The sequence below is a fragment of the Peribacillus sp. NPDC058075 genome, assembly GCF_042885195.1.
Classification (GTDB): Bacteria; Bacillota; Bacilli; order Bacillales; family DSM-1321; genus Peribacillus.
Genome location: NZ_JBHVSL010000001.1, coordinates 1,426,045 through 1,449,408, shown reverse-complemented (window position 1 = coordinate 1,449,408; position 23,364 = coordinate 1,426,045). Strand labels below are relative to the sequence as shown.

At 34.7% G+C, this 23,364-nt stretch carries 18 protein-coding genes and 3 pseudogenes; 6 read left to right on the top strand and 15 right to left on the bottom strand.

Features of this window, described 5'->3' with window-relative positions; translation table 11 throughout:
• Nucleotides 1-179 precede the first annotated feature (179 nt).
• Together ACFVS1_RS07295 and ACFVS1_RS07290 are read right to left on the bottom strand one after the other, a co-directional pair.
• Nucleotides 180-614 carry a hypothetical protein gene (locus tag ACFVS1_RS07295; protein ID WP_387546012.1) on the bottom strand — a complete coding sequence of 145 codons (435 nt, stop codon included), beginning with the start codon at nucleotides 612-614 and terminating at the stop codon, nucleotides 180-182.
• Nucleotides 615-961: 347 nt separating this feature from the next.
• A complete protein-coding gene (locus ACFVS1_RS07290) occupies nucleotides 962-1,600 on the bottom strand; it encodes a hypothetical protein (RefSeq protein WP_387546010.1) in 639 nt (212 codons plus the stop codon).
• A gap of 407 nt (nucleotides 1,601-2,007) precedes the next feature.
• Between ACFVS1_RS07290 and ACFVS1_RS07285 the strand changes: the two genes are divergently transcribed.
• Together ACFVS1_RS07285 and ACFVS1_RS07280 are read left to right on the top strand one after the other, a co-directional pair.
• A complete protein-coding gene (locus ACFVS1_RS07285) occupies nucleotides 2,008-2,322 on the top strand; it encodes a hypothetical protein (RefSeq protein ID WP_352922740.1) in 315 nt (104 codons plus the stop codon).
• A 493-nt stretch (nucleotides 2,323-2,815) separates the two neighbouring features.
• Nucleotides 2,816-3,105, top strand: a pseudogene (locus tag ACFVS1_RS07280) (EamA family transporter); the annotation flags it as partial.
• Between the two features lie 102 nt (nucleotides 3,106-3,207).
• Here the strand turns inward: ACFVS1_RS07280 and ACFVS1_RS07275 are convergent.
• The 7 genes and pseudogenes from ACFVS1_RS07275 to ACFVS1_RS07245 all read right to left on the bottom strand — a co-directional run bounded on the left by ACFVS1_RS07275 (nucleotide 3,208) and on the right by ACFVS1_RS07245 (nucleotide 11,847).
• On the bottom strand, nucleotides 3,208-4,320 hold the full coding sequence (locus ACFVS1_RS07275) for an aminotransferase class I/II-fold pyridoxal phosphate-dependent enzyme (protein WP_387546006.1): 1,113 nt from the start codon (nucleotides 4,318-4,320) through the stop codon (nucleotides 3,208-3,210).
• A 1,123-nt stretch (nucleotides 4,321-5,443) separates the two neighbouring features.
• Nucleotides 5,444-5,602: an aspartyl-phosphate phosphatase Spo0E family protein gene (locus tag ACFVS1_RS07270; RefSeq protein WP_387546003.1), complete on the bottom strand. Its 159-nt coding sequence runs from the start codon at nucleotides 5,600-5,602 to the stop codon at nucleotides 5,444-5,446.
• An 841-nt stretch (nucleotides 5,603-6,443) separates the two neighbouring features.
• A complete protein-coding gene (pdxR, locus tag ACFVS1_RS07265) occupies nucleotides 6,444-7,889 on the bottom strand; it encodes a MocR-like pyridoxine biosynthesis transcription factor PdxR (RefSeq protein ID WP_387546000.1) in 1,446 nt (481 codons plus the stop codon).
• A gap of 712 nt (nucleotides 7,890-8,601) precedes the next feature.
• Nucleotides 8,602-8,715: pseudogene (locus tag ACFVS1_RS07260) on the bottom strand (IS6 family transposase); the annotation flags it as partial.
• Nucleotides 8,708-9,151, bottom strand: coding sequence for a MarR family winged helix-turn-helix transcriptional regulator (locus tag ACFVS1_RS07255; RefSeq protein ID WP_387545997.1), 444 nt, complete (start codon nucleotides 9,149-9,151; stop codon nucleotides 8,708-8,710). The pseudogene ACFVS1_RS07260 and the gene ACFVS1_RS07255, both read right to left, overlap by 8 nt.
• A gap of 490 nt (nucleotides 9,152-9,641) precedes the next feature.
• Nucleotides 9,642-10,766 (bottom strand): aminotransferase, encoded by a 1,125-nt coding sequence (locus tag ACFVS1_RS07250; protein WP_387545995.1) that lies wholly within the window; start codon nucleotides 10,764-10,766, stop codon nucleotides 9,642-9,644.
• A gap of 25 nt (nucleotides 10,767-10,791) precedes the next feature.
• On the bottom strand, nucleotides 10,792-11,847 hold the full coding sequence (locus tag ACFVS1_RS07245) for an ornithine cyclodeaminase family protein (protein WP_387545993.1): 1,056 nt from the start codon (nucleotides 11,845-11,847) through the stop codon (nucleotides 10,792-10,794).
• A 622-nt stretch (nucleotides 11,848-12,469) separates the two neighbouring features.
• Here ACFVS1_RS07245 and ACFVS1_RS07240 point away from each other — a divergent pair.
• The gene (locus tag ACFVS1_RS07240) at nucleotides 12,470-13,423 is read left to right on the top strand and encodes a LysR family transcriptional regulator (RefSeq protein ID WP_387545992.1); all 954 of its coding nucleotides are present in this window, start codon (nucleotides 12,470-12,472) and stop codon (nucleotides 13,421-13,423) included.
• Nucleotides 13,424-13,570: 147 nt separating this feature from the next.
• On the opposite strand, the gene ACFVS1_RS07235 is transcribed toward ACFVS1_RS07240, so the two are convergent.
• The gene (locus ACFVS1_RS07235; RefSeq protein ID WP_387545989.1) at nucleotides 13,571-14,725 is read right to left on the bottom strand and encodes a M20 metallopeptidase family protein; all 1,155 of its coding nucleotides are present in this window, start codon (nucleotides 14,723-14,725) and stop codon (nucleotides 13,571-13,573) included.
• Nucleotides 14,726-15,057: 332 nt separating this feature from the next.
• On the opposite strand from ACFVS1_RS07235, the gene ACFVS1_RS07230 reads away from it, so the two are divergent.
• Nucleotides 15,058-16,482, top strand: a complete 1,425-nt coding sequence (locus tag ACFVS1_RS07230; protein WP_387545986.1) for a YfcC family protein — start codon at nucleotides 15,058-15,060, stop codon at nucleotides 16,480-16,482.
• Between the two features lie 916 nt (nucleotides 16,483-17,398).
• Here the strand turns inward: ACFVS1_RS07230 and ACFVS1_RS07225 are convergent.
• Nucleotides 17,399-18,931 carry a flotillin lipid rafts scaffold protein FloT gene (locus tag ACFVS1_RS07225; RefSeq protein ID WP_387545984.1) on the bottom strand — a complete coding sequence of 511 codons (1,533 nt, stop codon included), beginning with the start codon at nucleotides 18,929-18,931 and terminating at the stop codon, nucleotides 17,399-17,401.
• 19 nt (nucleotides 18,932-18,950) lie between these two features.
• Nucleotides 18,951-19,469 carry an NfeD family protein gene (locus tag ACFVS1_RS07220; RefSeq protein WP_387545982.1) on the bottom strand — a complete coding sequence of 173 codons (519 nt, stop codon included), beginning with the start codon at nucleotides 19,467-19,469 and terminating at the stop codon, nucleotides 18,951-18,953.
• 315 nt (nucleotides 19,470-19,784) lie between these two features.
• Between ACFVS1_RS07220 and ACFVS1_RS07215 the strand changes: the two genes are divergently transcribed.
• Nucleotides 19,785-20,357: a biotin transporter BioY gene (locus ACFVS1_RS07215; protein ID WP_352920820.1), complete on the top strand. Its 573-nt coding sequence runs from the start codon at nucleotides 19,785-19,787 to the stop codon at nucleotides 20,355-20,357.
• 286 nt (nucleotides 20,358-20,643) lie between these two features.
• On the opposite strand, the pseudogene ACFVS1_RS07210 reads toward ACFVS1_RS07215, so the two are convergent.
• A pseudogene (locus ACFVS1_RS07210) lies at nucleotides 20,644-21,087 on the bottom strand (YusW family protein).
• A 129-nt stretch (nucleotides 21,088-21,216) separates the two neighbouring features.
• Nucleotides 21,217-21,873: a PAQR family membrane homeostasis protein TrhA gene (gene trhA, locus ACFVS1_RS07205; RefSeq protein ID WP_352920816.1), complete on the bottom strand. Its 657-nt coding sequence runs from the start codon at nucleotides 21,871-21,873 to the stop codon at nucleotides 21,217-21,219.
• A 160-nt stretch (nucleotides 21,874-22,033) separates the two neighbouring features.
• On the opposite strand from trhA, the gene ACFVS1_RS07200 reads away from it, so the two are divergent.
• Nucleotides 22,034-22,621, top strand: coding sequence for a DUF2087 domain-containing protein (locus ACFVS1_RS07200; protein WP_387545979.1), 588 nt, complete (start codon nucleotides 22,034-22,036; stop codon nucleotides 22,619-22,621).
• A gap of 61 nt (nucleotides 22,622-22,682) precedes the next feature.
• On the opposite strand, the gene ACFVS1_RS07195 is transcribed toward ACFVS1_RS07200, so the two are convergent.
• Entirely contained in the window at nucleotides 22,683-23,282 is a 600-nt protein-coding gene (locus ACFVS1_RS07195; RefSeq protein ID WP_352920813.1) for a cell wall hydrolase, read from the bottom strand.
• Between the last annotated feature and the right edge of the window lie 82 nt (nucleotides 23,283-23,364).

Here is a 23,364-nt window from a genome sequence, read left to right as displayed (position 1 = left end):
ACTCCATCCACAAGATTTTGAAGGTATGCAAATTATTCAGGGGATTAAAGGCTTGGAGTAGGTATTTTTTATTTTGTTGTTCAACTATCCTGGCCCTATAGTTCATTAAGCAAAAAAGCTACCACATGGCTGCTCTGGATCTCAACTAACGCACCTGTTTGTTCAACAAGAATAGCAAATTACAAAAATTCATAGTAACTATCTAATAATTCTTCGCTTCCGTTTTCTGCTTCTTTCTCATCCATTTCCCTATCTTCTAGCCATTGTTGATAATGGATTATCTCATGAGCCATGCTGCGTAAAATTGCCCATAAAGCATCATTTTTTCCTCTTTCTGAAACTAATTCTTCATAATCTCCTGTTGCAATTCTTATGTAAGGTTCAACAGTTTTATCATAAGGTGCAAAAAATGTAGCACTTGCCCGTTCTCTTGTATCTCTGGTTTTAAGTTGATAATCCGTTTTTAGATATACAACAACCCTTATAGGAAATTCCATATATGTACGTAACCAAACCGCAAAGCTTAAACAAGTTCGTCTTACTGATGGATTTACATCCTTTTCACACCTGACTCTTAATCCTGAGCGTAGATATTGCACCTTACTTGTGGTCATAGTTAATCACCTTTAGTTTCATAATTATTGCATAATTCGCTATCTTACCGAAATTTCCTTCTCCCACTAACCTGCCTGCCCCGATAGTTGCATAAAGAAAAGCTGCCTTAAAGACAGCTCCGATCTTCAGCTAAGCACCCGTTAGTTCATTAAGGACTAACTCTAAAATGGATGCTCTATAAACAATTTTGCATCAAAAAAGACCCATGAAGGGTACTTTTTGTGGGTTTGTTCTTCAAACATGATTTCCATTACCGTTAAAAAGACACTGATTTTGAATGAAAGAAGTAAGGTCGATGAAAGATGGCACAACCAAAAGATCTCAGCCGATTCGTAATCAGCAACAATTAGATAATATTCTTCAAGGATTCCGGAAGTGTTTCCCAAAAACTTAAAGATATTTTTATTTCATATTCATCTGTGTATGTTTTTACCTTTTCTTCTCCGAATTCATCATAAAGAGCCATTTTATATTTACCCTTTTCTAAAGTTGGTGCTGCATAAGTTACATATTTTTCTTTTAAACTTCTAATTTCTAAACATAATTCCTTCGGAACATATCCAATATGTATCTTTTCTCCATCCAAATTAGTAAGTAAAACTTTTATAGCATTTTTATCATATTCATTAGAATCTTCACTTTCCAAATATCCTTTAGGTAAAGGCTGACCTCCGTATTCATATACTCTTTCTTCAAAATAATCCTCTTTTATTTCTTTGTTTTTAAGACCATCATATGGTTCAAAGTAAAAATACTCAGCTTGTTTCAATTCTTTAACTAACCTTTTAATTGCCTTTTGGTGCTGTTCTACGAACGTTCCTTTTATAAAAAAATTTAATCGTTTAATTGGCTCTTCTTTTTTCGGTTGTTCTTCCTGTAGTACTTCCTCTTCTTGTAGTACTTCCTCAACATTAATAATTGCTTTTGATTCAACTGTAGCTGCGACATCTTGAGTCTTTCTTTTAAAGAAATCAAACAATCCCATTAATAAACCTCCTTATTTTTTCCTTCACCTTTTTATATAATTCTATTATGTTAAATCACAAGTGCTATGCGTTTATTTATCCCTCATTATAGGACTCCAATAACTCCTAAAATACTTCGCCATGACGGCATGACATCCCTGCTCATTTTTATATATGTACGGTGGGTAGATCACTGAATGGTCGTACCATATAGTTCGATCTTTCTCTTTTTCGTTAACGTGTTTTGTAATAGAAACAATAGCCCTAGCTTCTATGAGACTAGTAAAAACAATAACTTCCACATTTTACTATTACCAACATTTTTTAAAATATTACAAAATTTTAAAAAAATGGTAAATTTATTAACACATACTAAGATTAGTATATAACTGTGAGATTTCAATAAATTTTAAGAAGGAGTGTTTATATGAAGTATTCTTACGAACACCAAGGGGATATTTTATATCAAGTTGAAAATTATAAATTTCGTTATCAAGGAGTTGCAAAAGCTGACATAGAATTAATGTATTTCTTGGATGATGAATCTTATGTATTCCAATTTAGCATTAATGACAATCTAGTTCCTGAAGAATTTCGTTTTGGCACTAATAATGATCGAGATCTTTGTGAAAAGATAAGTGTTGATTGTCATGAGTTTGCAGGAACATATTCATCCAAACAAAAGGCCTTGCAAGCTGCCATTACCATGGTAAGTAAAATTATAATCCTATACAGGAAGTGAAAACATTATGATAAGAAAAGAGGTGGAGAATCTTAAAGGTACCCACCTCTTTTCTTATGGGTAGTCCACCACTTTGGTGCCTTATTTATGACACTAAGTTATAACACTCTTCCGCACCTTGGTGATATAGGACATGGTGAATGGTGTCAATTCTTCTGAGTTATGACACTGTTTATTTAATGAAATCAAAAAAAGCCGATTTCCAGTTTGGGAATCGGCCTAAAAACTTCTTGAATTAAAGCACCCTTTACTTTAAGTACACTATTTCACAATCTACTCTAAGAAGTTTAATAAACACATGCCTAATATTCTTTGCTAAAATTAAACACAGATAATTGTGGTAGGACTGAGGTGAATCAAAATGTTTTGGACTCCATTATTTGAAAATGATGTACCACCAGTAGCACTCTTCTGCTCTTAATGGCGTGAAGGTGACTACATCTCTCCGTTAGGGGCATTCTCGACCTAAACGAAATACGGAGGGTACAAAAAAATGAAAAACACCTTATTGGGTTCTTTATATTTAATTTTAGCTTCAAGTATTTGGGGCGGCATGTACGTTGTTGTTAAAGTTGTAGTGTAGTATCGGTCATACCTCCACTGGAACTTGTGTGGATGCGTTATTTAGTGGCGATTGCCGCACTTCTCGTAATAGGCTTTATTACAAGACAAAACTGGCGAATTGAAAAACGTTATGTCTTAATAATCATAACCATAGGAATTATGGATAATGCCATTTCAATTGTTGCTCAGGGAACTGGTACTATGCTATCTACAGCACAAACGTTCCCACCCTTTCTCCAATTTTGTAAAACTTTTATATATTCTTAAACAAAGAAGAATCTATAAAAGTTAAAATTCGGGAGTTATTTTAGATAATATTTTTTAGTTTTTCTTTAATTCTTCGATAGTATTGATAATACTATCTAATCCACCTTTTAATTGCTCTACAGTAGGCCAAGCGTATCCAATTCTAAAATGTCTATCACTCATTTCAAACCATCTACCTGCACCCACTAAAGTTCCATATTTTTCAAAAAGAACCTTATAGAATTGGTTTGTATCAATATCAATATCTAATTTTATTCTCGGAAAACAGATTACCCCGCCTTTTGGTTCAACCCATTCAAGATATTTTTGTTCTTCCATCCATTCTTTGACGATATTAAATTTTAATAAATTATCTTCTCTAGTACTTTCTAAGAACTTTTCTCTGTTTTTAAAAACATGATAAGCAATTTCTTCATCAAAAACAGAATTACATATAGATATTTGCTCTTTAGTTGCCAAGAATGCTTCTTTTAAATTACTGTCTTGAGTGGCAAGCCATCCCATTCTGATTCCTGGTAAACCATAAGCTTTTGATAACGATTCAACGCTAATTACTTTTGAGCTAAGGGATGCAGCAGTTGGCAATTTTTCTCCTAATGTTAAATCTCTGTATGTTTCATCAACTACTAAATAGCAATTATGCTCTTCGGCAATTTCAATAATTTTATTTAGCTTATCTTCAGAAATCATTACTCCTGTTGGGTTATGTGGATATGTAATACTTATTAGCTTTGTTTCCGGTGTAATTCGGCTCCTTAGCTCATTTATATCCACATCAAAATTATTTTCAAATGTAAGATTTAGTAAATTAGTAGTGATTCCTAAAGACCTTGGAACCTCTATGTTGGTAGCGTAATTCGGCTTTACTACCAATATGTGGTCTCCCGGCATAAGAAGTGTAGAATGAATAATAAATAATGCTGCACAAGCTCCATTAGTAATTAACACCTGATTTGCATCCATATTGTAGTGTTCTTTTGCAATTATTTCTCTTAATTCTTTTTTTCCACTGTGATCACCATAAAATATAGTGAGATTATCAAACGTAAAATTTAAATCTTCATAGCGAAGATCGGCAATTGAACTCTCCGACAAATTATACTTGATGTTTTCGTATCCAAGTTCTTCAGGTGATTCTTTTTCAATAGTCATTCTTTTAAACCACATAGTAATCTCTCCCTTAAATTAAATAATCTGAATTTCCACTCTACCTAGGTAGATATCATAGATAAAGTGAAGTAATGCTTTTTAAATCTTGATGCTTACAATTTATATTTAAACACATATTGTACTAATGAAAAGATACAGTTTGGGTTAGTTGAAATAGGACAGAATGATATTCAAATGAATCTATTATATCCATTTCTTTATTAAAATAAATATATATTCTATTAAATCCTACTCATAATAATCCTTTTAAAATAACTAATTAAAAGGAATTTGTTATATTTTAAATAAGGTCATTAATAATTTCCATTAATTCAATTTCAACAGTTCAGCAATAATATCAGAACTACTTGACATGAACAAAATAATTGCCAATCATAAAAAGAATTACAACAACAAGTTAACTGAACCAGGTATATTTTTTCTCCCGCAATATTAGTGGCAAAACAGATAAATGAAAAGTTAAAATGGGTTGAAAAAAGTAATGCAATTTAAGTAGAAAGAAGATTAAAAGAAGCTGATTTTAATAACCATAAACATAAAAATCAAAATTCAAGATGGACTGTACTCATAAAAAAACTAGAATTTCATTCAAAAATTAACGAATAAAGGGCTTTTTTTGAATCAATAATCAGTATTATATAAACTAATTTAACTGTCCCCAACTAAACAAATTTACTATTTAGTAATAAAAAAGGTAGTAAACAAATATCAGGATTACACTGCCCAAGTTTTTATTAGCGATATATTAGTGCATAATCGAAGTATAAAATTCCTAAAGTTGTACTTTCTGATTAATTTACTGGGATTTTCATTAATCTTTCTATTTCTACATTTATTGGATCCTTTTTTTTTCTATTTTTTCATCTTTAGAAATAAGTTTGACACAAATTAGATTAGTTATGGCTCTAGTGCAAGCAACATAAACAAGTCTTTGGTTTTAAGTCATATCTTTTCAGTTAGAATCAAAAATTAGAGTTGAAGCTGCACAATAGTTTAGTTATTGGAATCAAGTAAATATAAAAAAGCTATCATTTTGATTTGATAGCTTTTTTTATTATTTTTAATGCAAAAAAGCGACTAAAACAGGTGCAAAATAACATCTAAAATGAGGTTGATAACCCTATTGTTTAAAATCTTTACTGAATTTATTTAATAAAAGATCTAATTTTTGACTAACTTCAACAACTTTTGGTGAAGACAAGGAATTTCGACTAGCTAAATTAAACATTAGTAACCGGCAAGCTTCAATTTCCTTAAGTAATTTAATGTTAGAAGACATCGCTGCTCATACCTCTCTGAAGTTGGAATTATTCTTTTAAAAGCAGCTTTTCAAATCCAAATACACGCAGTATAAATAAATCTATCAATTGGGATAGCATCCTCATCAATATTAAAATTTGGATGTTAATGGGAATAAAAGATTCCCCCCCTCCCATTCCAACAAAAAGAATGCTTTATTTCTTTGTTGGAAGTAACAAGAGAAATTGCCAACTGCTGCATCGCTTAGTTACAAAGCTATCTGCGTTGAATTATAAAAAACTGATCTTTTACTCTCTAAGAATTTATCTCTATTCAAAAAAGATAAGTAACTACCTTATTAAATACAGAATTACATATGAATATCTGCTCTTTAGTTTTCAAAAAGTCCTCATTTTGTTTTTTATCTTGTGTAGCAAGCCAACCCATTCTAATTCCTTGTAACCCATCAGCTTTGTGAATGGGTTGAACCTAAAGGAGGAGAGATTTTTTCCAGGAATAAAATTAGATATAAATATTGATACAAACGAGTTCTATAAGGTTTTATATGTTAAGTATGGAACTTTGGTTGGTGCAGGCAGATCGTTTGAAATGAGTGATAGGCACTTTAGAAATTGGTATAATTGGCCACGGTAGAGCAACTAAATGGCGGAAGAAAGTATAATTAAAACCATTGAAGATCTAAAAAAATAGATTTTTGAATCCTAATTTTCGAGTCTCCATAGTTAACTATGGAGACTCGAGATTTTATATAAAGTTCTTTCCCTATCTCAAAGAATTTCATCTTAAATTACTGTAAAGTCAGCTTCTTTGAATATCAGGTTATTTCATTAGAAGTTTTATGATATATGCGTATAATTAAATTATAGATTTTCATTAATAATTGAAGCTATTAAATGAACACCCTCTTCGATGTCTTCTTCATTGATCCCACCAAAACCTATTAAAAAATCAGGGCGTTCTCTTCCAATAGGGTTTATCCAATAACTTGCTGTTGAATATAAACCTATTCCAAGTTGATTAGCCTTTTCTATAATGCTTGATGCATGTACATTTAAGTTAGGAACTTCTATAACAACATGTAACCCCGCCCCTGCACCTTTAACAACTATTCGGTTTGATAAGTACTTATGCAACGCGTGTAGTAGTTTTTCCTGTTTACTCGCATAAAGTTTACGCATTTTTTTTAGATGTCTTGCCCAATGACCATCTTTCATAAATATAATTAATGCTTCCTGTTGTATTAGCGAAACATTTGAATTATATAATGAAAATGTTTCCTTCCATATATTAAGCAAACGATTTGGTAATACCATATAAGCCATACAAAATGAAGGTGCTAAGGACTTCGAAAATGTTCCCAAATATATTACCCTGTCATTCGTATCTAATCCTTGTAGGGAAGGAATAGGGTGCCCGTGAAAGCGGAACTCCCCATCATAGTCATCCTCTATTATAAAACCATCAATCTCATTAGCCCACTTTAAAAGCTGTAGTCTTTTTTTGATTGGTAGGGTCATTCCAAACGGAAATTGATGTGAAGGTGTAATGAATACACACCGGGCATCACTTTCATGTATTTTATTTACTTCTATCCCATCTTCATCTAAAGGAATCGGTATTATTTCATACCCTGCATTTTGAAATACAATTCGGGCAGCATCATAGCCAGGATCTTCAAATGCAATCTTCTGCCCATGTTGATTAAGAAGTAATGTTAACATAGATAATATATTTTGAGTGCCTGAACCAATCACAACCTGATCAGCATTGCAACGTACACCTCGGGATTGATATAAAAAACGAACCAATTCTTCACGTAACAGAAGTTCTCCTTGAGGATCACCGTAATATTGCGAATTTGTCGTACCCATGCTTAGTGATTTAGTTAATGCTCTACGCCAAAATGGGCCTGGAAAATGTTGTGCGTCGATCTTTCCATAGCGAAAATCATAAATTATATCCACCTCTGGCATGGTACTACTATATTTACATTCAGGAAATTTTTGTGGCTTCGAGAGGTCTATAGTATTTTTGACTTGCTTAATTAATTCCGGTTCTAAATCACAAACATACCATCCACTTTTTTCGCGACTAGTAATATAGCCTTCAGCTTGTAATTGTCTATAAGCGTTCTCTACAGTATTTTTATTGATTGTTAAACGTTGAGCTAACTTACGAATGGAAGGCAATTTAGTTCCTTTTTCTAATCTATTTTCTTCAATTTCAAGTCGCAAGTAACTATAGATTTGCACATAAATAGGATTATTTCGAGTATCGACTATATTTATTAATGGTGTAAGATCCATATAATAACACCTCAATCTTCCAGTTTTAATTTCCTTCAAAGAAATAGTTTCTAATAGAGGTTTATTATCATAGTTAAGTGAATATTTCTATCGCTATTCCCTGCTTTTTAGAAGCATAACTACCTAACATTATATTGTTAACGCGAGATTTGTACAGGCTTATCCATGACTCCAAGAACTTATTGTGGATTGGTTTCATTGACATGAGACTATATAGATAAAAGACTACTGTGTCATCTCAAGCAAACAAAAGAAGACGATGAAACCATTTTTCAAATATCTACATGGCGTTAGATTTTGATAAAACAACTAACGAATTTTTAGACATTGAACAATTAAAAGTGAAAGGGGTAATGCCTAACGGCGTTAAAATCAATCGAATACTGCACCTTAACAATTCAGCTGAATAAATCATCGTTTTTACCCCAAAACGTGGCACGTTCTTTGTTGGGAATAAAGCAGTATGAAACATCCACTTCTGGAAATTGAAGCTAGGCATATAAAAAAAGGACAATTGCACCAACTCAGGTGTAATTGTCCAGTATAAAGTCGAATTTACACATGAAGTATTTGGAATTTCATCTAGGTTCCATCCATCAAATCAGTTTTTGCAATAGACCCTTATTTTTTCATTCTTTCTATTTTAATTCTTGATTTTATAGAACCTCTTTATTGGTTCCTAATTCGATTGAATTCCGGATGAACCCGCGCATAATGTTTTGTGAGCCATCGATAAGCCACGTTCTTCCATCATCACCACTAATATACGAAAGCTAAAGTAGTACCGCAGATACCATCTCTCTGTTAACAAAATTATGTCAGTCAGAACCCTTTTTTATATGCCGCCAATCAATTTCGATATTTCCTCTTATTCTTTGAATAAGATTTAAAACTAATTGCTGTTCTTCTATATTAATACTCTGTATAGCTGATGCATTAAAGTGTTTCTCTTTTTTTTCTATCAGTTTATATAATTCTTTACCTTTTTCTGTAGGGAATAGTTTTTTTATTTTTCGGTTCTCCTTATCACCTACTTTTTTTATAAATTCATTTATTTCTAACTTTTTAATAGCGCGAGCTGCTGTAGTTCTGTCTACTTTAATCACTTCAGCTATCTTTTCTTGAATCATTCCAGGGTGTTCACAGATTTGAATAAGATACAAGTACTGTCCCCTAGAAAGTTGAAAATCTTTATATGCTATATTGCTGAGTGTATCTAGGCATCTTGCAATTACTTTAATCTCCTCAATAATTCTATCCATAATTCTTCCCCACTTATTTTTTCAAAATAGGTTGAGGAGCGTCAACTAGAATTGCTTCTCTCTTTATTCAAAATAAGTATCTAATAAGACGTTTTTAATGCTAAATGTATATGAAACTTGAGATTTTTTAATTCTGAAGTTCCTTTTAACAAGTTTTTAGCTTTAATGTCTCTTCATACTTTGCTATTTTGCTAATCCTATATCAAGCTTATACTTTATCGATTTGTTCTTTGGTAACTGTTAACAGAGGAACCTTTGAATAACCTGGGTTAGGATTAATAATTACAATTTTGATCATTAATCCTAACCCAGGAATACGCCTATTAACTCTATGATTTTTTATACTTTAGGCTTTTCTAATACCAAATAAATTCTCTTCCTTGTTTTATCTCAAGAGTTGCTAATGCATTTGACAAATCTAATGATTTTGGCCATTGCACAAATTAAACTAATATTTATCAAATTTCTTTATAATAATTTCAAATATCAATTACTTAAATGTTCGAAGGTATTCTGATACTTTTTGAAGCCCCTGTTCTAATACTTCTGTTTTGCAGGCGTAACCGATTCGAACATGACTTTCAATATCAAAACAAGAACCAGGCGTGAGAAATGCACCGTTTGCTTTGAAGAGACCAATACAAAAATCTTCTGATGAAACGGGGAGATCATATTTAAGCATAGCAGTTGTACCAGCACGTGGTTTAACATAAGAAATTAAAGGTTCTTGTTCTACCCATGCGTTTAAAATAGTTAAATTTCCTTTAATTATTTTACGGTTTCGATCTAAAATTTTGTCATAATTCTTCAAAGCATGTACCGCCAAAATATCATCTAACATACCACAACTGATTGTTGTATAATCACGATGTCTAAAACACTCGGTAATTACTTCTTTTGGTCCGGCTATCCACCCAAGACGTAAACCAGCTAATGAGAGCACTTTTGACATACTAGATGTACTAATACCTTTTTCGTATAAATCTACAATAGATGGAACTACTAAATCGTCTTCTTGTAGTAATTTACGATATACTTCATCACAAAGGATATAAGCATCATAAGAACGAGCAATCTCTACAATCTCTTCAAGCATTTCTTTTTCGATAATAGCGCCGGAAGGATTGTTTGGATTATTAATAATAATCATTTTTGTTTTTTCATTCACTAAAGATTTCAACTCATTTAAATCCGGTAAATAATTATTTTCTTCTCGTAAAGGTAATAAGTCTACAGTTGCGCCAAATGATGCAGGGACATCATATAATTGTTGATATGTCGGATGGACAGCAACCACATGATCACCTGGTTGAATAAGAGAATAAAGTAATAAAAAGTTTGCACCAATTGCACCATTTGTTACTAGTACATTATCAGCATCAAGAGAGTGATACTGATTTGCTACTAATCTTCTAAAGTCTGGAGAGCCCTCAATATGCCCATACGTTAATTTGTTCTTTCCCAAATCAACGAGAAATTTTTCTGGATCTGTTCCATCTATAGAGATTAATTCGTTTACTGTTAGCGACTCTACACAAGTCTCTGCAATATTGTACACAGCTTCCATTTCGTATAAATTCATCCAATGTTCTACGGCAAATGTTTTAATATTCATGATAAATCTCCTTTATATATATTTATTAAAGTGTTGTAATAAGACCAAGTTTCTTTTCAGTTGCTTGTTCTAAAAGATAGTTAGCTGTTAATAAATCTTGTAATGATATTCCCGTACTATCAAAAATCGTAATAACTTCATTAGAAACACGACCGGCAACTTTACCTAAAATCACACTTCCTATTTCTTCCTCAATTTGATTGGTTCCAATAAGTCCTTTTTTATACGGAATTTCAGTCTCACCGACACTAATGGCTTGACCTACATCGTCTACAAACACTCTTGAGTTAACAAAAAGGTTTTCATCTATTTCTTGCTTCCCTTCCATATCTGCACCTATACAAGATATATGCGTTCCTGGTTTCACCCATTCTTTTTTAATAATAGGTTTACGGGCTGGAGTTGCAGTAATGATGATATCAGCTTGTTCTGTTGCTTGTTGAATATCTTGTGTTGCTTCAAATGAAATGTTGATTCGCTGAAGCATTTGATTATAAAATTCTTGATCTATATCTTTATAAGGAGCAAGAAGTTCCAATAATTTATCCTTAATTGATTTACAAAAATCATTAGCATGTTCAAAAGAATTAGCGTTGTAAACAGTTACCTTTTTGATATTTTCCATACTCATCAAGGTAGCTATAATTTGGTAAGGTCCTAAATGCCCTGAACCAACCAAAACGAGATGCTCTGAATCTTTTCTTGCCAAATATTTGGCTCCTATACCTCCAGCAGCTCCAGTGCGCATCATAGTAATAAACTCACCACTCATGATGCCTAGAGGGGCTCCTGTACGACTATCCAGCACTAGAACTGTCCCTACAACGGCCGGAAGGTTTTTAGAAGGATTGTCCCCAAACCATGAAACTAATTTTAAGCCAAAGATATTTGCACCTACTAATTCTCCTGACTTAATATCCATATCTGCTTTACCAGGTTCAAACTCATGAAATACCATCGGAAATAAAGAAGCCTCGTCTTTCTCCTTCAACGTATAGGCTCTTTCGACCAACTCTATTACAGTTCTCATGTCTAATAACTCTTTAATATTTTCTTGATTTAAAACTCTAAATGGGAACAAAATTATTCCTCCTTTAATTTTTTCATCTTCAAAGTAGTTGCCACAACTAAGTTCCAATTAAATCTAACACAGCATAAACAAACGGAAAAATTAATTAATTTAATAGTATCTATTAAATAAACTTAGTGATTTAGCATCTCCCTATAAATAAAGTATAAAATTTCATAAAAAGAGGCCCAGCACATATTCTTATTAAATATGCATAAGCCTCTTTTCCCTAATTGGTATTTTTAGTTTTTATTCAACCTTTTATTTTTGATTGAAATGCATTAATGTAGCCTGTAAAAGTATGAGATTTCCCACAACAAAAAGATTGCAAGAGATTCTAAATTATCATAATTCAGTAATCAGGGACCTATAAACGTATAGTTAGCTAATATATGATCAAGAAACAAGCCAACTCCCTAAATTGATATTAATAGTTGCAATTATCTTATTCCCCCTTTCAATAATTGAGTTTGATTTTTAACTAAAATCTAATTTAAATTTTATCTTTTAATTTTCAATGTTAATCCTAACGTTTTTGCCTTCTTATTCATCTTCTGATAGTATGAATATCATCTAAATTGTGCCCGCAATAAATTTATCACAGGCTAAAATAGAGATAAAATGAATTAATTTAATGGTAACCATAGAAAAACTTAATACTGTTAAATGCAAAATTATATCTATTTTTTCAGGTATGAAAGGAAAAAGTATGGAGCTTAGAAACTTGAAAACTTTCCAGGTTGTTGCCCAACACCTGAATATGACAAAAGCAGCTAAAATTTTAGGATACACACAACCAACTATTACGTTACAAATTCAAGTATTAGAAAGAGAACTTGGTCATTCACTTTTTACTCGCATTGGAAAAAATACTTTTTTAACTCCCGCAGGTAAAAAGTTACAAAATCATACAGATAAGTTATTTAATGTTGTGGAGGAATTAGAAAGAGACCTGGAGGAATTGAATGGTCCATCTGGAAGACTCTCTATTGCTGCATCTGAATATTATTGTAGTCACTACCTATCAACTTTGGTAAATGCCTATATAAACCTTCATCCACAAGTTAAATTAAAACTTATACCTTCCAATAGTCTGGACGTTATTGAAAAAATCCTTAGTAATGAAGCAGATATAGGAATTATTGCATGTGAATGTAACCATAAAGATATTGAAAGGCATGTTCTTGGTGAAGAAAGGGCAGTACTAGTAGTTGCTGCAGAAATTTTAAAAGATAATACTAAAGAAAAAACATTAGAAAAATATCCTTTTCTAGCATTTCACGGAAACTGCAGCTTTGATACACTAATTAAACAATGCTTTTCCGAGATGAATTATAGACCGGCATCTATCATTGAATTCGGTGGAAGTGATGAAACCATTAGACGTGCTGTACTCAATCAAACAGGGATTGCTTTACTCGGGGAAAATGTCATTAAAGAAGAACTTGCCAACGGACTACTCGTTCCTTTACATTATTGTACTCAAATGATCGAAACATCTTTAATTTATTTAAAAACGCGAACAGAAGGAGCTACTATTAATTCCTTTAGTGACCTATTAAAAGATGCTTGGGTAGCTACAACATAGTAAAGAATGTCCTTTGCTTTCTAACCATAGTAAACAAAAAGTCCTTGAATAATATCATTTGATGTTATTCAGGACTTTTTGTTTTGTTTGCTACTGTTGAATATTCTTTAGTAAATACTATCTTTTCAACTAATGTTTCAAATCGGACTATTCTTCATAATTTAGTACAAGTCCTATGAATAAGTTTATTGCAGTCTCTAGAACGTCCTCATCTATGTCAAATTTGGGGTGATGATGTGGATAAGCGCTCTTTTTCCCTCCGGTTCCTACAAAAATAAAAGCTCCTTTTCTTATTTCTAAATAACAAGAAAAGTCCTCCGATGCCATGGTAGGATCTACGTGAACTAAAACTTCTGTCCCAAACACTGTTTTGACTGTCTTTCCCACAAAATGGCTCATTTCTTTATCATTCATCACGGGTGATAATCCCCCGAACAATTCTAAACTTCCATTCGCTCCAAAACTATTACAAATTCCTTCAATTACTTTCTTCATTTCACTACAAATATAATGTCTTGTATCATTTGATAAAGTTCGTATTGCCCCATACATGGATACCTTTGTAGGAATGATATTGTAAGAAGTTCCTGCTTCCATTTTCCCAACAGAAATAACAGCTGGATTCAATGGATCAATTCTTCTACTTATAATGGATTGAAGGGCTCCTATAATATGACTTGATATATAAACAGAATCTACTGTTTCATGAGGTGAAGCACCATGTCCTCCCATTCCTTCGATCGTTATACGGAAATCATCTACTGACGCCATCATCGCACCAGAGCGTATTCCAATCTTTCCCTTCTGAAGGGGTTGCCACAAGTGAATCCCAAAAATCATATCGACCTTATTTAATACCCCTTGTCGTATTAAGGATTCAGCACCACTAGGAGACATTTCTTCTGAGGATTGAAAAATAAAAACGATATTTGGTTTTACTTCCCTTCTATGTTCGGACAACCACTTGGCTACCGCCAATAACACAGCCATATGTCCATCATGTCCACAAACGTGAGAAACTCCAGGTTTTTGTGAAATATAACTTTTTTCACCCTCTTCTTCAACAGGGAGTGCATCCATGTCGGCTCTAAGGGCTATAGTTGTGCTACCCTCTGTACCTTTAAGATATCCTACAATGCTCGGAGGTTCATAATTTAATATTTCGATATTCAACTTGTCCAAATGCTGTTTAATATATTTACGTGTTTCAAATTCTTCGCCAGATAATTCGGGATACTGATGAAAATATCTCCTATGTTCAATTGCCCATTTTGTTAAATTATTCAATTCAGCTGTGTCCATTATTATTCCCCCTAGTAACTGATTTAAATTCCGATTCGCCTAAAATAGAATACTCGTTATTGTTAAATTGTATATAAATCGTTGTAATACAACTAATTAAAAGGTTTTATGGTTGTAATTGAAGTTTCTTATAGTAGTAAACATCTTTCATTATTATGGAAAATTAATAAATTTACTGTTTCATTTATAAAACGATAAAAAAAATACTATTAATTTATCAAATTGTAACTATAGGATTTTTCAATTTGTTAAATAAACAGAATAATTCTAATATTTTAATAACAGATGAAACAAAAGTAATGTGATGAATTTAAAAAGAGGGAGGAAATAACTTGGTTCAATTACAACAGAAAATAGAAGAGGTGAAGAGTGAAAAAACAAATAGCAGCAAAACAATCAATGTATTTGTTTTGCTGCTATTCGTACTATTGGTTGCCACTATACTAACCCACATTATTCCGGCAGGAGAGTATGAAAGAGTTGAACAAAACGGACGTGAAATAGTAGATGCAGGATCCTTTACCAGAATAAATCAATCACCCGTTCAATTCTTTAGTTATTTCAAAGCCATACACACCGGAATGGTGGAAGCAGCCGATATCATCTTTTTTGTTTTTATTATTGGAGGGACATTCGGAGTCCTTACAGCTACCGGTACAATCGAGACTTTAATGGTAGTTATGTCAAGAAAGTTCGCTAACAAGGAGAAATGGTTAATTCCCGTTATGATGTTATTCTTTGCATTGGGAGGATCGCTTATGGGAATGGCTGAAGAAACCCTAGCCTATATTCCAATTCTTATTCCTCTTGCCATCGCTCTAGGATTTGATGTATTTACTGGAACAGCCATCGTATTAATAGGAGCTTCAATTGGCTTTACAACTGCAGTCATGAACCCTTTTACCGTTGGCATTGCCCAAGGAATCGCTGGCCTTCCACTTTTCTCTGGAATCACATATCGGATTTTATTATTTATTGTTATGTATATAGTAGGGGTTGGATTTGTTTACAGACATGCCATGAAAGTCAAAAAAGACCGTTCTATTGGGTATTTTGGCGGTTATCAGGATATAAACTTAGAGCAAATACTGAACTCGCCTGTTATTTTTGAAAGAAGACATAAATGGGTTCTCTTTTGTTTTTTACTTAATTTCATCTTTTTAGCATTTGGTGTAATCAAATTTCATTGGTATATTACAGAAATTGCAGCTCTCTTTATTATACTAGCAATTCTCATAGGTCTGGTCGGCAGACTTTCAGCAGATCAAATCGTTCATTCTTTTATGAAAGGTTCAGCGGGATTAATTACAGGAGCCCTTGTCATTGGAGTATCTAGGGCAATATTAATCGTTCTTGAACAAGGACATATCATCGATACGATTTTACATCACACTTCCTCTGTCCTTCAACTTGTTCCTTCTGTGTTTAGTGCCGGAGGAATGTTTATACTCCAAGCTCTTATACACTTTGTAGTTCCATCTGGAAGTGGACAAGCTGCTTTAACTATGCCAATTATGGGACCTTTGGCAGATTTAATTGGGGTTACTAGACAGACAACTGTACTTTCATTTTCCATAGCAGATGGAATTGGGAATATTATTTTTCCAACATCAGGGTATTTCATGGCGGCTATAACTCTTGCAGGAATTCCTTGGATACGTTGGGCAAAATGGGTCTGGCCATTGATTCTAATACAATACGGAATAGGAATTATAGCTGTAATTATAGCTCATTTGATTAAGTACGGACCTTTTTAACACACCTAAGTCCAAAGTTTGATCAAATTAATGTAAGAAACCTTGATAAACGGATAAACAAAAGGGCATGTTTTGAAAAAAGTTAAATCAAACATGCCCTTTTATTTATTTAATTGGATTATTCTGTTATATAAAAATGATCATTTTTTTGTGATCCTTAATCAACTAACATGTTCCATTTCCTCACACTAACATTTACTAGTTTTGTATTTCAGTAAGGTTCAAATAAAGATAGTTATCTTTTTATTATTTATTTTATAAAAAGGACCAGATAAACCACATTCCTGTTAACATGCAGTTTTAGGCTTACTATATTCCTATATTTTTTATTTTTTTGTAATTTGAACATTATCATCCACTAACTATAGGTGCTTCATAAGAAGCCCTATCATAATTGAGAATAAAACGTTCTTTTTGTCCCTTTAGTATAGGAAATAAAATATTCTCTTGAGTTTGACAAATAAATTACTTTCACATGAATGGGGACCAGATTCGTTTTTTCCCAATTTCCTATTCTTTGTTGTTTCAACTTCAGCTTATCTGATTTGATATATCACTTATTTTAAAAAATGGCTGTTTTTGCATAATTTGTTGCTATTTACTGCTATTTACCAAGTAGTGCGGTGTGGTTGATTTCCCCTCCAGATGCTCCCTTTCCGCGGGGCGGGCGGTGAGCCTCCTCGGCGTAAACGCCTGTGGGGTCTCACCTGTCCCGCTGCTCCCGCAGGAGTCTCGCACTTCCGCTCCAATCAACCTTAAATCGTTTTGTTTTAAAAACAACAATCTTTACGAAAAGAGCCTAAAAAATAAAGCATAAAAGGCCAGATAAACTGATCATGCCTTTTATAAGTGCAAACTATTAAAAAAAGGTAAGAGCATATTTGTGCCCTTACCTTTCTTTTTTTATTCTTCACCGTTACTCTTCCTTGCCTGCTGCCATATTCATGCTCGCTTCGACATTCTCCTGGCTGATGGTGGTAAATGGTAAATTGCGCTTTCCTGAGAAATTCTCAAGCAAGTCTTTGACATCAATTCCCGAAGAAGCCTTTAATGACTCCTGCAAGGATGCCATTAAATCCGTTGCATACCCAGTCACTTTATTTGCCCCGCCATTCGCACCGCCTCCACCTGTATCCACTACCGTGATTTTGTCGATATTACTAAGCGGGCTTGCCACTTGTTTGGCATATTCCGGCAGCATTTTCAAGATCATATCCATGACGGCTGCCTGACCGAACTGTTCAAAGGCTTCAGCAATCTTCTGCTTGGCTTCTGCCTCTGCTACCCCTTTTAACCGGATGATTTCCGCTTCTGTCGTACCTTGTGCCCTTTGTGCGTCCGCTTTAGCAAGACCGTCCATACGAACGCGTTCCGCTTCCGCTTTCGCCATGGCTTCAATTTTATACTTATCTGCATCCGCTTCTGTAATCTGTTTCATTTTGTTGGCGGAGGCTGCCTGTTCTACCGCATAACGGTCGGCATCTGCCTTTTTCTTCACTTCAGAATCATATTGCTTTTCACGGCGAAGGATTTCTTTTTCCTCCAGCTCAATTTGCTTCTGACGTTCAATGATCCTGATTTGCATTTCCTGTTCTGTTACATCCTGTTTGGATCTGGCCGTTTCAAGATCGTAAGCTTGGTCAGCCCGTGCTTTGGCAATATCCTGCTCACGTCGGAATTCCGCAACCTTTAGCTTGTTGATTTTTTCGGCTTCGGCTATTTCGGTTGCCCTTTCAAGTTCGGCACGCTGGGCTTCCTTCGAAGCTTCGGCACGCTTGATTCGCGTTTCTTTCTCTGCCTCGGCGGTAGCTATATCGGCATCCCTCTTCACCTGGGCAATCCTTGGCTTTCCGAGCGATTCAAGATATCCATTTTTATCCCGCACATCTTTAATCGTGAACGATACGATGATGAGTCCCATTTTAGCTAGATCCTGCGAGGCTACCCTCTGTACTTCCTGGGAAAACTTTTCACGGTTTTTATATATTTCCTCGACTGTCATCGAACCAAGGATGGAACGAAGATGTCCCTCCAAGACTTCCCGCGCTTCCTGTTCACGGTCATCCTTGGATTTTCCAAGGAATTGCTCAGCTGCTGTGGCAATATCGGTGATTGAACCGCCAATCTTGATTATCGATACACCATCAGCCATGACTGGTACTCCCTGTTCGGTATATACTTCAGGAGTTGAGACCTCAAGTTTACTTGACAATAAGCTTAGTGGTTCAGCTTGCTGGAACACCGGGAGAACGAAAGCGCCACCTCCGCGGACGATTTTAATTTTATTTCCTGATTCGTCAATGTGAACATTTTTGCTCCCTAAGTAGCTTCCAGTCACGATTAATGCCTCATCAGGACCAGCCGTCCGGTATTTCGTAATAAAGACAGCAATAAGTGCGATAAGTAAAAATGCAACAATGGCGACGACAATCCAAATCAAATTAAACATAAACTACCTCCTACCTTTTTTAATCCTGGTGGGGCATAACATAGACAACCCCGTTTTTAACTTCGATGATCAAGACCTTTGAATCCGAAACAATTCCTTCATTCTTATAACTGGCCGCCGTTTTCGCGATGCTTCCACTGATGCTTTCAATCAGGACTTCCCCAAACCCGTCAACCGGAATTGATGTTAGAACCCTGCCGACCCTCCCTCTCAGATCATGGTCATGAAATGTCAAACTTTCTTCCGCTGATGAGATGGGAATCAAAACAAATACATTCAGTAAAGTGACGATAATAAATGAAATGATCAGGGAAATGCCGGCACTCATTCCAGCATGAAGGCCTGATAGCGATTCAAGTAAAAACCCACTCGCAAAAAACACGGTCAAAAAGCTAAAAATGAGTGTAGGATTAAATATATCCGGTAATTCAAGGCCAGAAAATATATCATTAAACAAGATAAATAAGAATGTTAGCCCCCCAAATATAATTAATCCATATAAATAGACTGTTTCTAATGGAACCCCAAATAACTCCATCTCTTTCATCCTTTAAATTCGTTTTTTTCCAAGCCGCATACTATTATAAGGACCTGGGATAAGCGTTTTACCAACATTGATAATCTATTGTTATAATCCCCTCCTTTTACTTTGCTTACCATTCATACGAATGACGCATTTAAAAAGTTTCATTTATTTTCCAAGTTTTGAATTTTTCACTTGTAAAAATCCTGCCTTCTAAAAGACCATTATTGAAAAAAATTCATAATATCATTGACAGTGTGTACTTAACATATTAAAATTCTTTATATGTTAACTCATTACATAACTAGGTTTACATTAGGGGGAAGCACGATGAAGGAACGTCATGAGAAGTTAAGAATGATGATGGTTACAGCTTTATTTGCAGCACTTATAGGAATACTTGCCCAAATTACAATTCCACTGCCCTTAGTACCGATTACAGGACAGACTCTTGCAGTCGGACTGGCAGCAACGATACTCGGTTCACGTTATGGAACCTCTTCCGTTTTATTATACTTGTTCATAGGGGCAGCCGGAGTGCCGGTATTCGCTGAAATGTCTGGAGGATTAGCTAAGATATTCGGTCCGACAGGCGGTTATTTATTATCCTATATCCCGACAGCATATATAACGGGGCTGATATTGGAAAAAACACGTTTCTCAGTTGCAATGGCTTTCCTTGCCAATACAATCGGGATGATAATTACTTTGGTCATCGGTACGGTTTGGTTAAAATATATGAGTTCATTATCTTGGCCAGTGGCATTTGCCAGCGGTTTTGCCCCATTTATAATTGTAGGCGTTTTAAAGGCATTTCTTGCATCTTGGCTTGGCATTACAATCCGTTCAAGGTTAGCGTCGGCTAATATGCTGCCAAAAAAAAATGCACCAGTTTCCCAATGATGGGTAAATAAATGAAAGAGAGGGTACCGCTTGTGGTACCCTCTCTTTCATCTATATTCAAATTCCGGAACACTGCATAAAAAAAAGACTCTTAAAAAGAATCCTTTTTTACAAGTATTTATTGCGGTCCTATCCCCATAAGTCCGAATATGAATAGCAAATGTATATGATCCCCTTTGCTAACCGTAATCATTTTACTATAGTAACAGTAATTTGACAACTATTGAGGACACAATGAACATGCTACCAGTTTATTACACAAAGAAGAATATAGAAACGGATTTGGTTACTTATTATTCACTTGATATTCTTTTTTCGTCCCATCATCGAAAACGACCTCTAAATTGAATTCTTGATAGTCATCTTTCAAATTAAAAGCTTTTGTCACTTCTTGAATGACTTCCTCATCTGATGAATCTTTAGTGAATGTCAATTTTTCTAAAATCGGGGTCAATTCTTTCATTGCTTAATCACCGTGAACTTCATGTTTGTTACGTTTGTCCTCGATCGAGGCTTCTGTTTGAGCTCCCATAGTATCATATTCAGCTTCGTATTCGTTATCATTGCCTGTATAATCCACTTCTAATTGAAAATCCTTATAAGTGAAAGGCAGTTTTTCATTATTATCCGTTCCTGTTTCAGGATTATTTTCTGCTTGATTTTCATTTTCCTGAACCGGCGGGTTTTTCACTTCATCGTTTTCGTCGCCGCATCCAGCCAAAACAAGCATAGCCGCAAACGGGACCGATAATATTTTAATTGAACTTCTCATTAGTTTTTCCACCTTTAGTTTGTATATGTGATTTATTTCCTGATAGGGGGCCTTTAAAACCTCAAGAAATCTCTCAGATATATCAAATCAACGAAGTGATCCTAGTGGAAGGATATAAAACAATACCGCAAAAAAGTGTGTGACAGATCCCCCAAGCACGAATACATGCCAAACCGCGTGATGAAACGGAAAGCCTCGCCAAACATAAAAGATGGCACCAAACGTATATAGCAATCCTCCTGCAATCAATAACTGGATACCAGCTGAAGGCATCGTTGCTGTAAGTGGTCCCCAAACGATAACGATCATCCACCCCATTGCAATATAGAGAATCGTCGAAAGGAAGAGGAATCTTTTCACATAGAAGGCTTTGAAGACGACGCCAATGATGGCAACTCCCCAAATTATACCTAGCAGTGTCCAGCCGAGTGACCCTTTGATCACAAGAAGCATGATGGGCGTGTATGTCCCAGCAATGAATATATATATGGCTGAATGATCAAAGATTTCAAAAATATCCTTCGCTTTACCCTCTGGAAAACTATGCACTAAAGTGGAAGAAACATATAAAAGAAGCATGGAGACACCATAAATGACTGAAATGACTACATGCCAAGGCGATCCTGTTTGGGCTGAGAATATGATTAAAAACACAAGTGCGGCAATACTTAACAAAACGCCGATACCGTGGGTTATCGCATTGACCACTTCTTCTTTTTTTGTATAAACATGTGTATTAGCCATGTTACAGCTCCTTAATTCCGGCTTAATTTTTTTGTATTCACCTAAAGTATACACCAGTTCTTCCAAGCAATATAGAAAAGTGAATATTAACTTGATTAATACCCATTAATTAGATTATCATCTAATTAGATGATAATCTAATTAGAAAAGGGGGATAAAAGTGCAAGTAGAAAAATTGGTCACTTTCCACAAAACGATTGGTGATGTAACCAGGATTAGGATTATCTCCATCCTTGCAAATGGCCCAAAACACGGACAGGCACTTGCGGGAATATTAAAATTGACGGCCCCGACCATTTCACACCATTTAACGAAATTGAAGGACATTAATTTAGTGAAGGATCGCAGGGAAAAAAATACGGTCTATTATTTTTTGAATGAAGATGTACTGAAGCATTATTCGTCAGCATTACCTAAAATGGTTTCAACTAAGGGGGACTCTAATAAAATGGATAATCAAAAGCTTAATTTAGAACACAAAAAGATCCTTGAAAACTTCTATACGCCAGATGGCCGACTAAAAACCATACCCGCACAAAGGAAAAAGAAACTGATCATCCTTCATCATATTGGCAGCCTTCTGGAAAAGGGACGTAAATATCCAGAAAAAGAACTGAATGAATTCATCCAGTCATTCCATGATGATTATGCAACGATAAGGCGTGAACTCACTATCGGAAGCATCATGTACCGTGAAAACAGCATTTATGAACTGAATCCCCGCGAGATGTGGGCTGACATCGTTTAACGGAAGGATTCTAAAATAAAAACCGGCCTCCCATTTGGAAAGCCGGTTCTTGAGATGCAGTTTAAATGGCAAAATGGTGACCGCCGATGATTTTGATTACATCTAATTGTTTCATCCATTCGCTGTCCGAAATGCTAGGATTCCAAAAATACAATGCATCATTTGTGTAGCCATGAATCGCCAATGCTTCATTGACAGCTTTCTTGGCATCATCTCCTGCTGGTTTATTTATACTGCCATCACCAACAGGTGAGAATTGGTTTTTTTGATAAATCACTTCCCGTACCGTATCAGGAAATTCATCGCTATCAAGGCGATTCAAAACAACTCCTGCCACCTCGACCTTACCTCTGTATGGCTCCCCTTTAGCTTCTGCATGTACAAGCCTTGCTAACAATTCTTTATCTTTTTCATTCATTGCATGTGGAATAATCAATGTTTTACCAGGCTCGGCAACATTGTTTACATTATTATTGACTTCTTTCAACTTTCCGATTGGAACACCGTACTGCTTCGCAATATCCCAAATCGATTCACCTTGTTTAATGACATGTTTGGTTGCTCCATCAGAAGCTTTACTGGTCGTTCCCTTAGGGAAAGCTATCCCAAGTACGATGACACTTAGAGTCATTATCACGGTTATTAATACTGATAATTTCATCTTGTAACCTCCTCGTTAAGCATCTTCCAAGGATAACAGACCATATGGGAGAAAACAGTGCTAAATTTTTTCCAAGGAAATG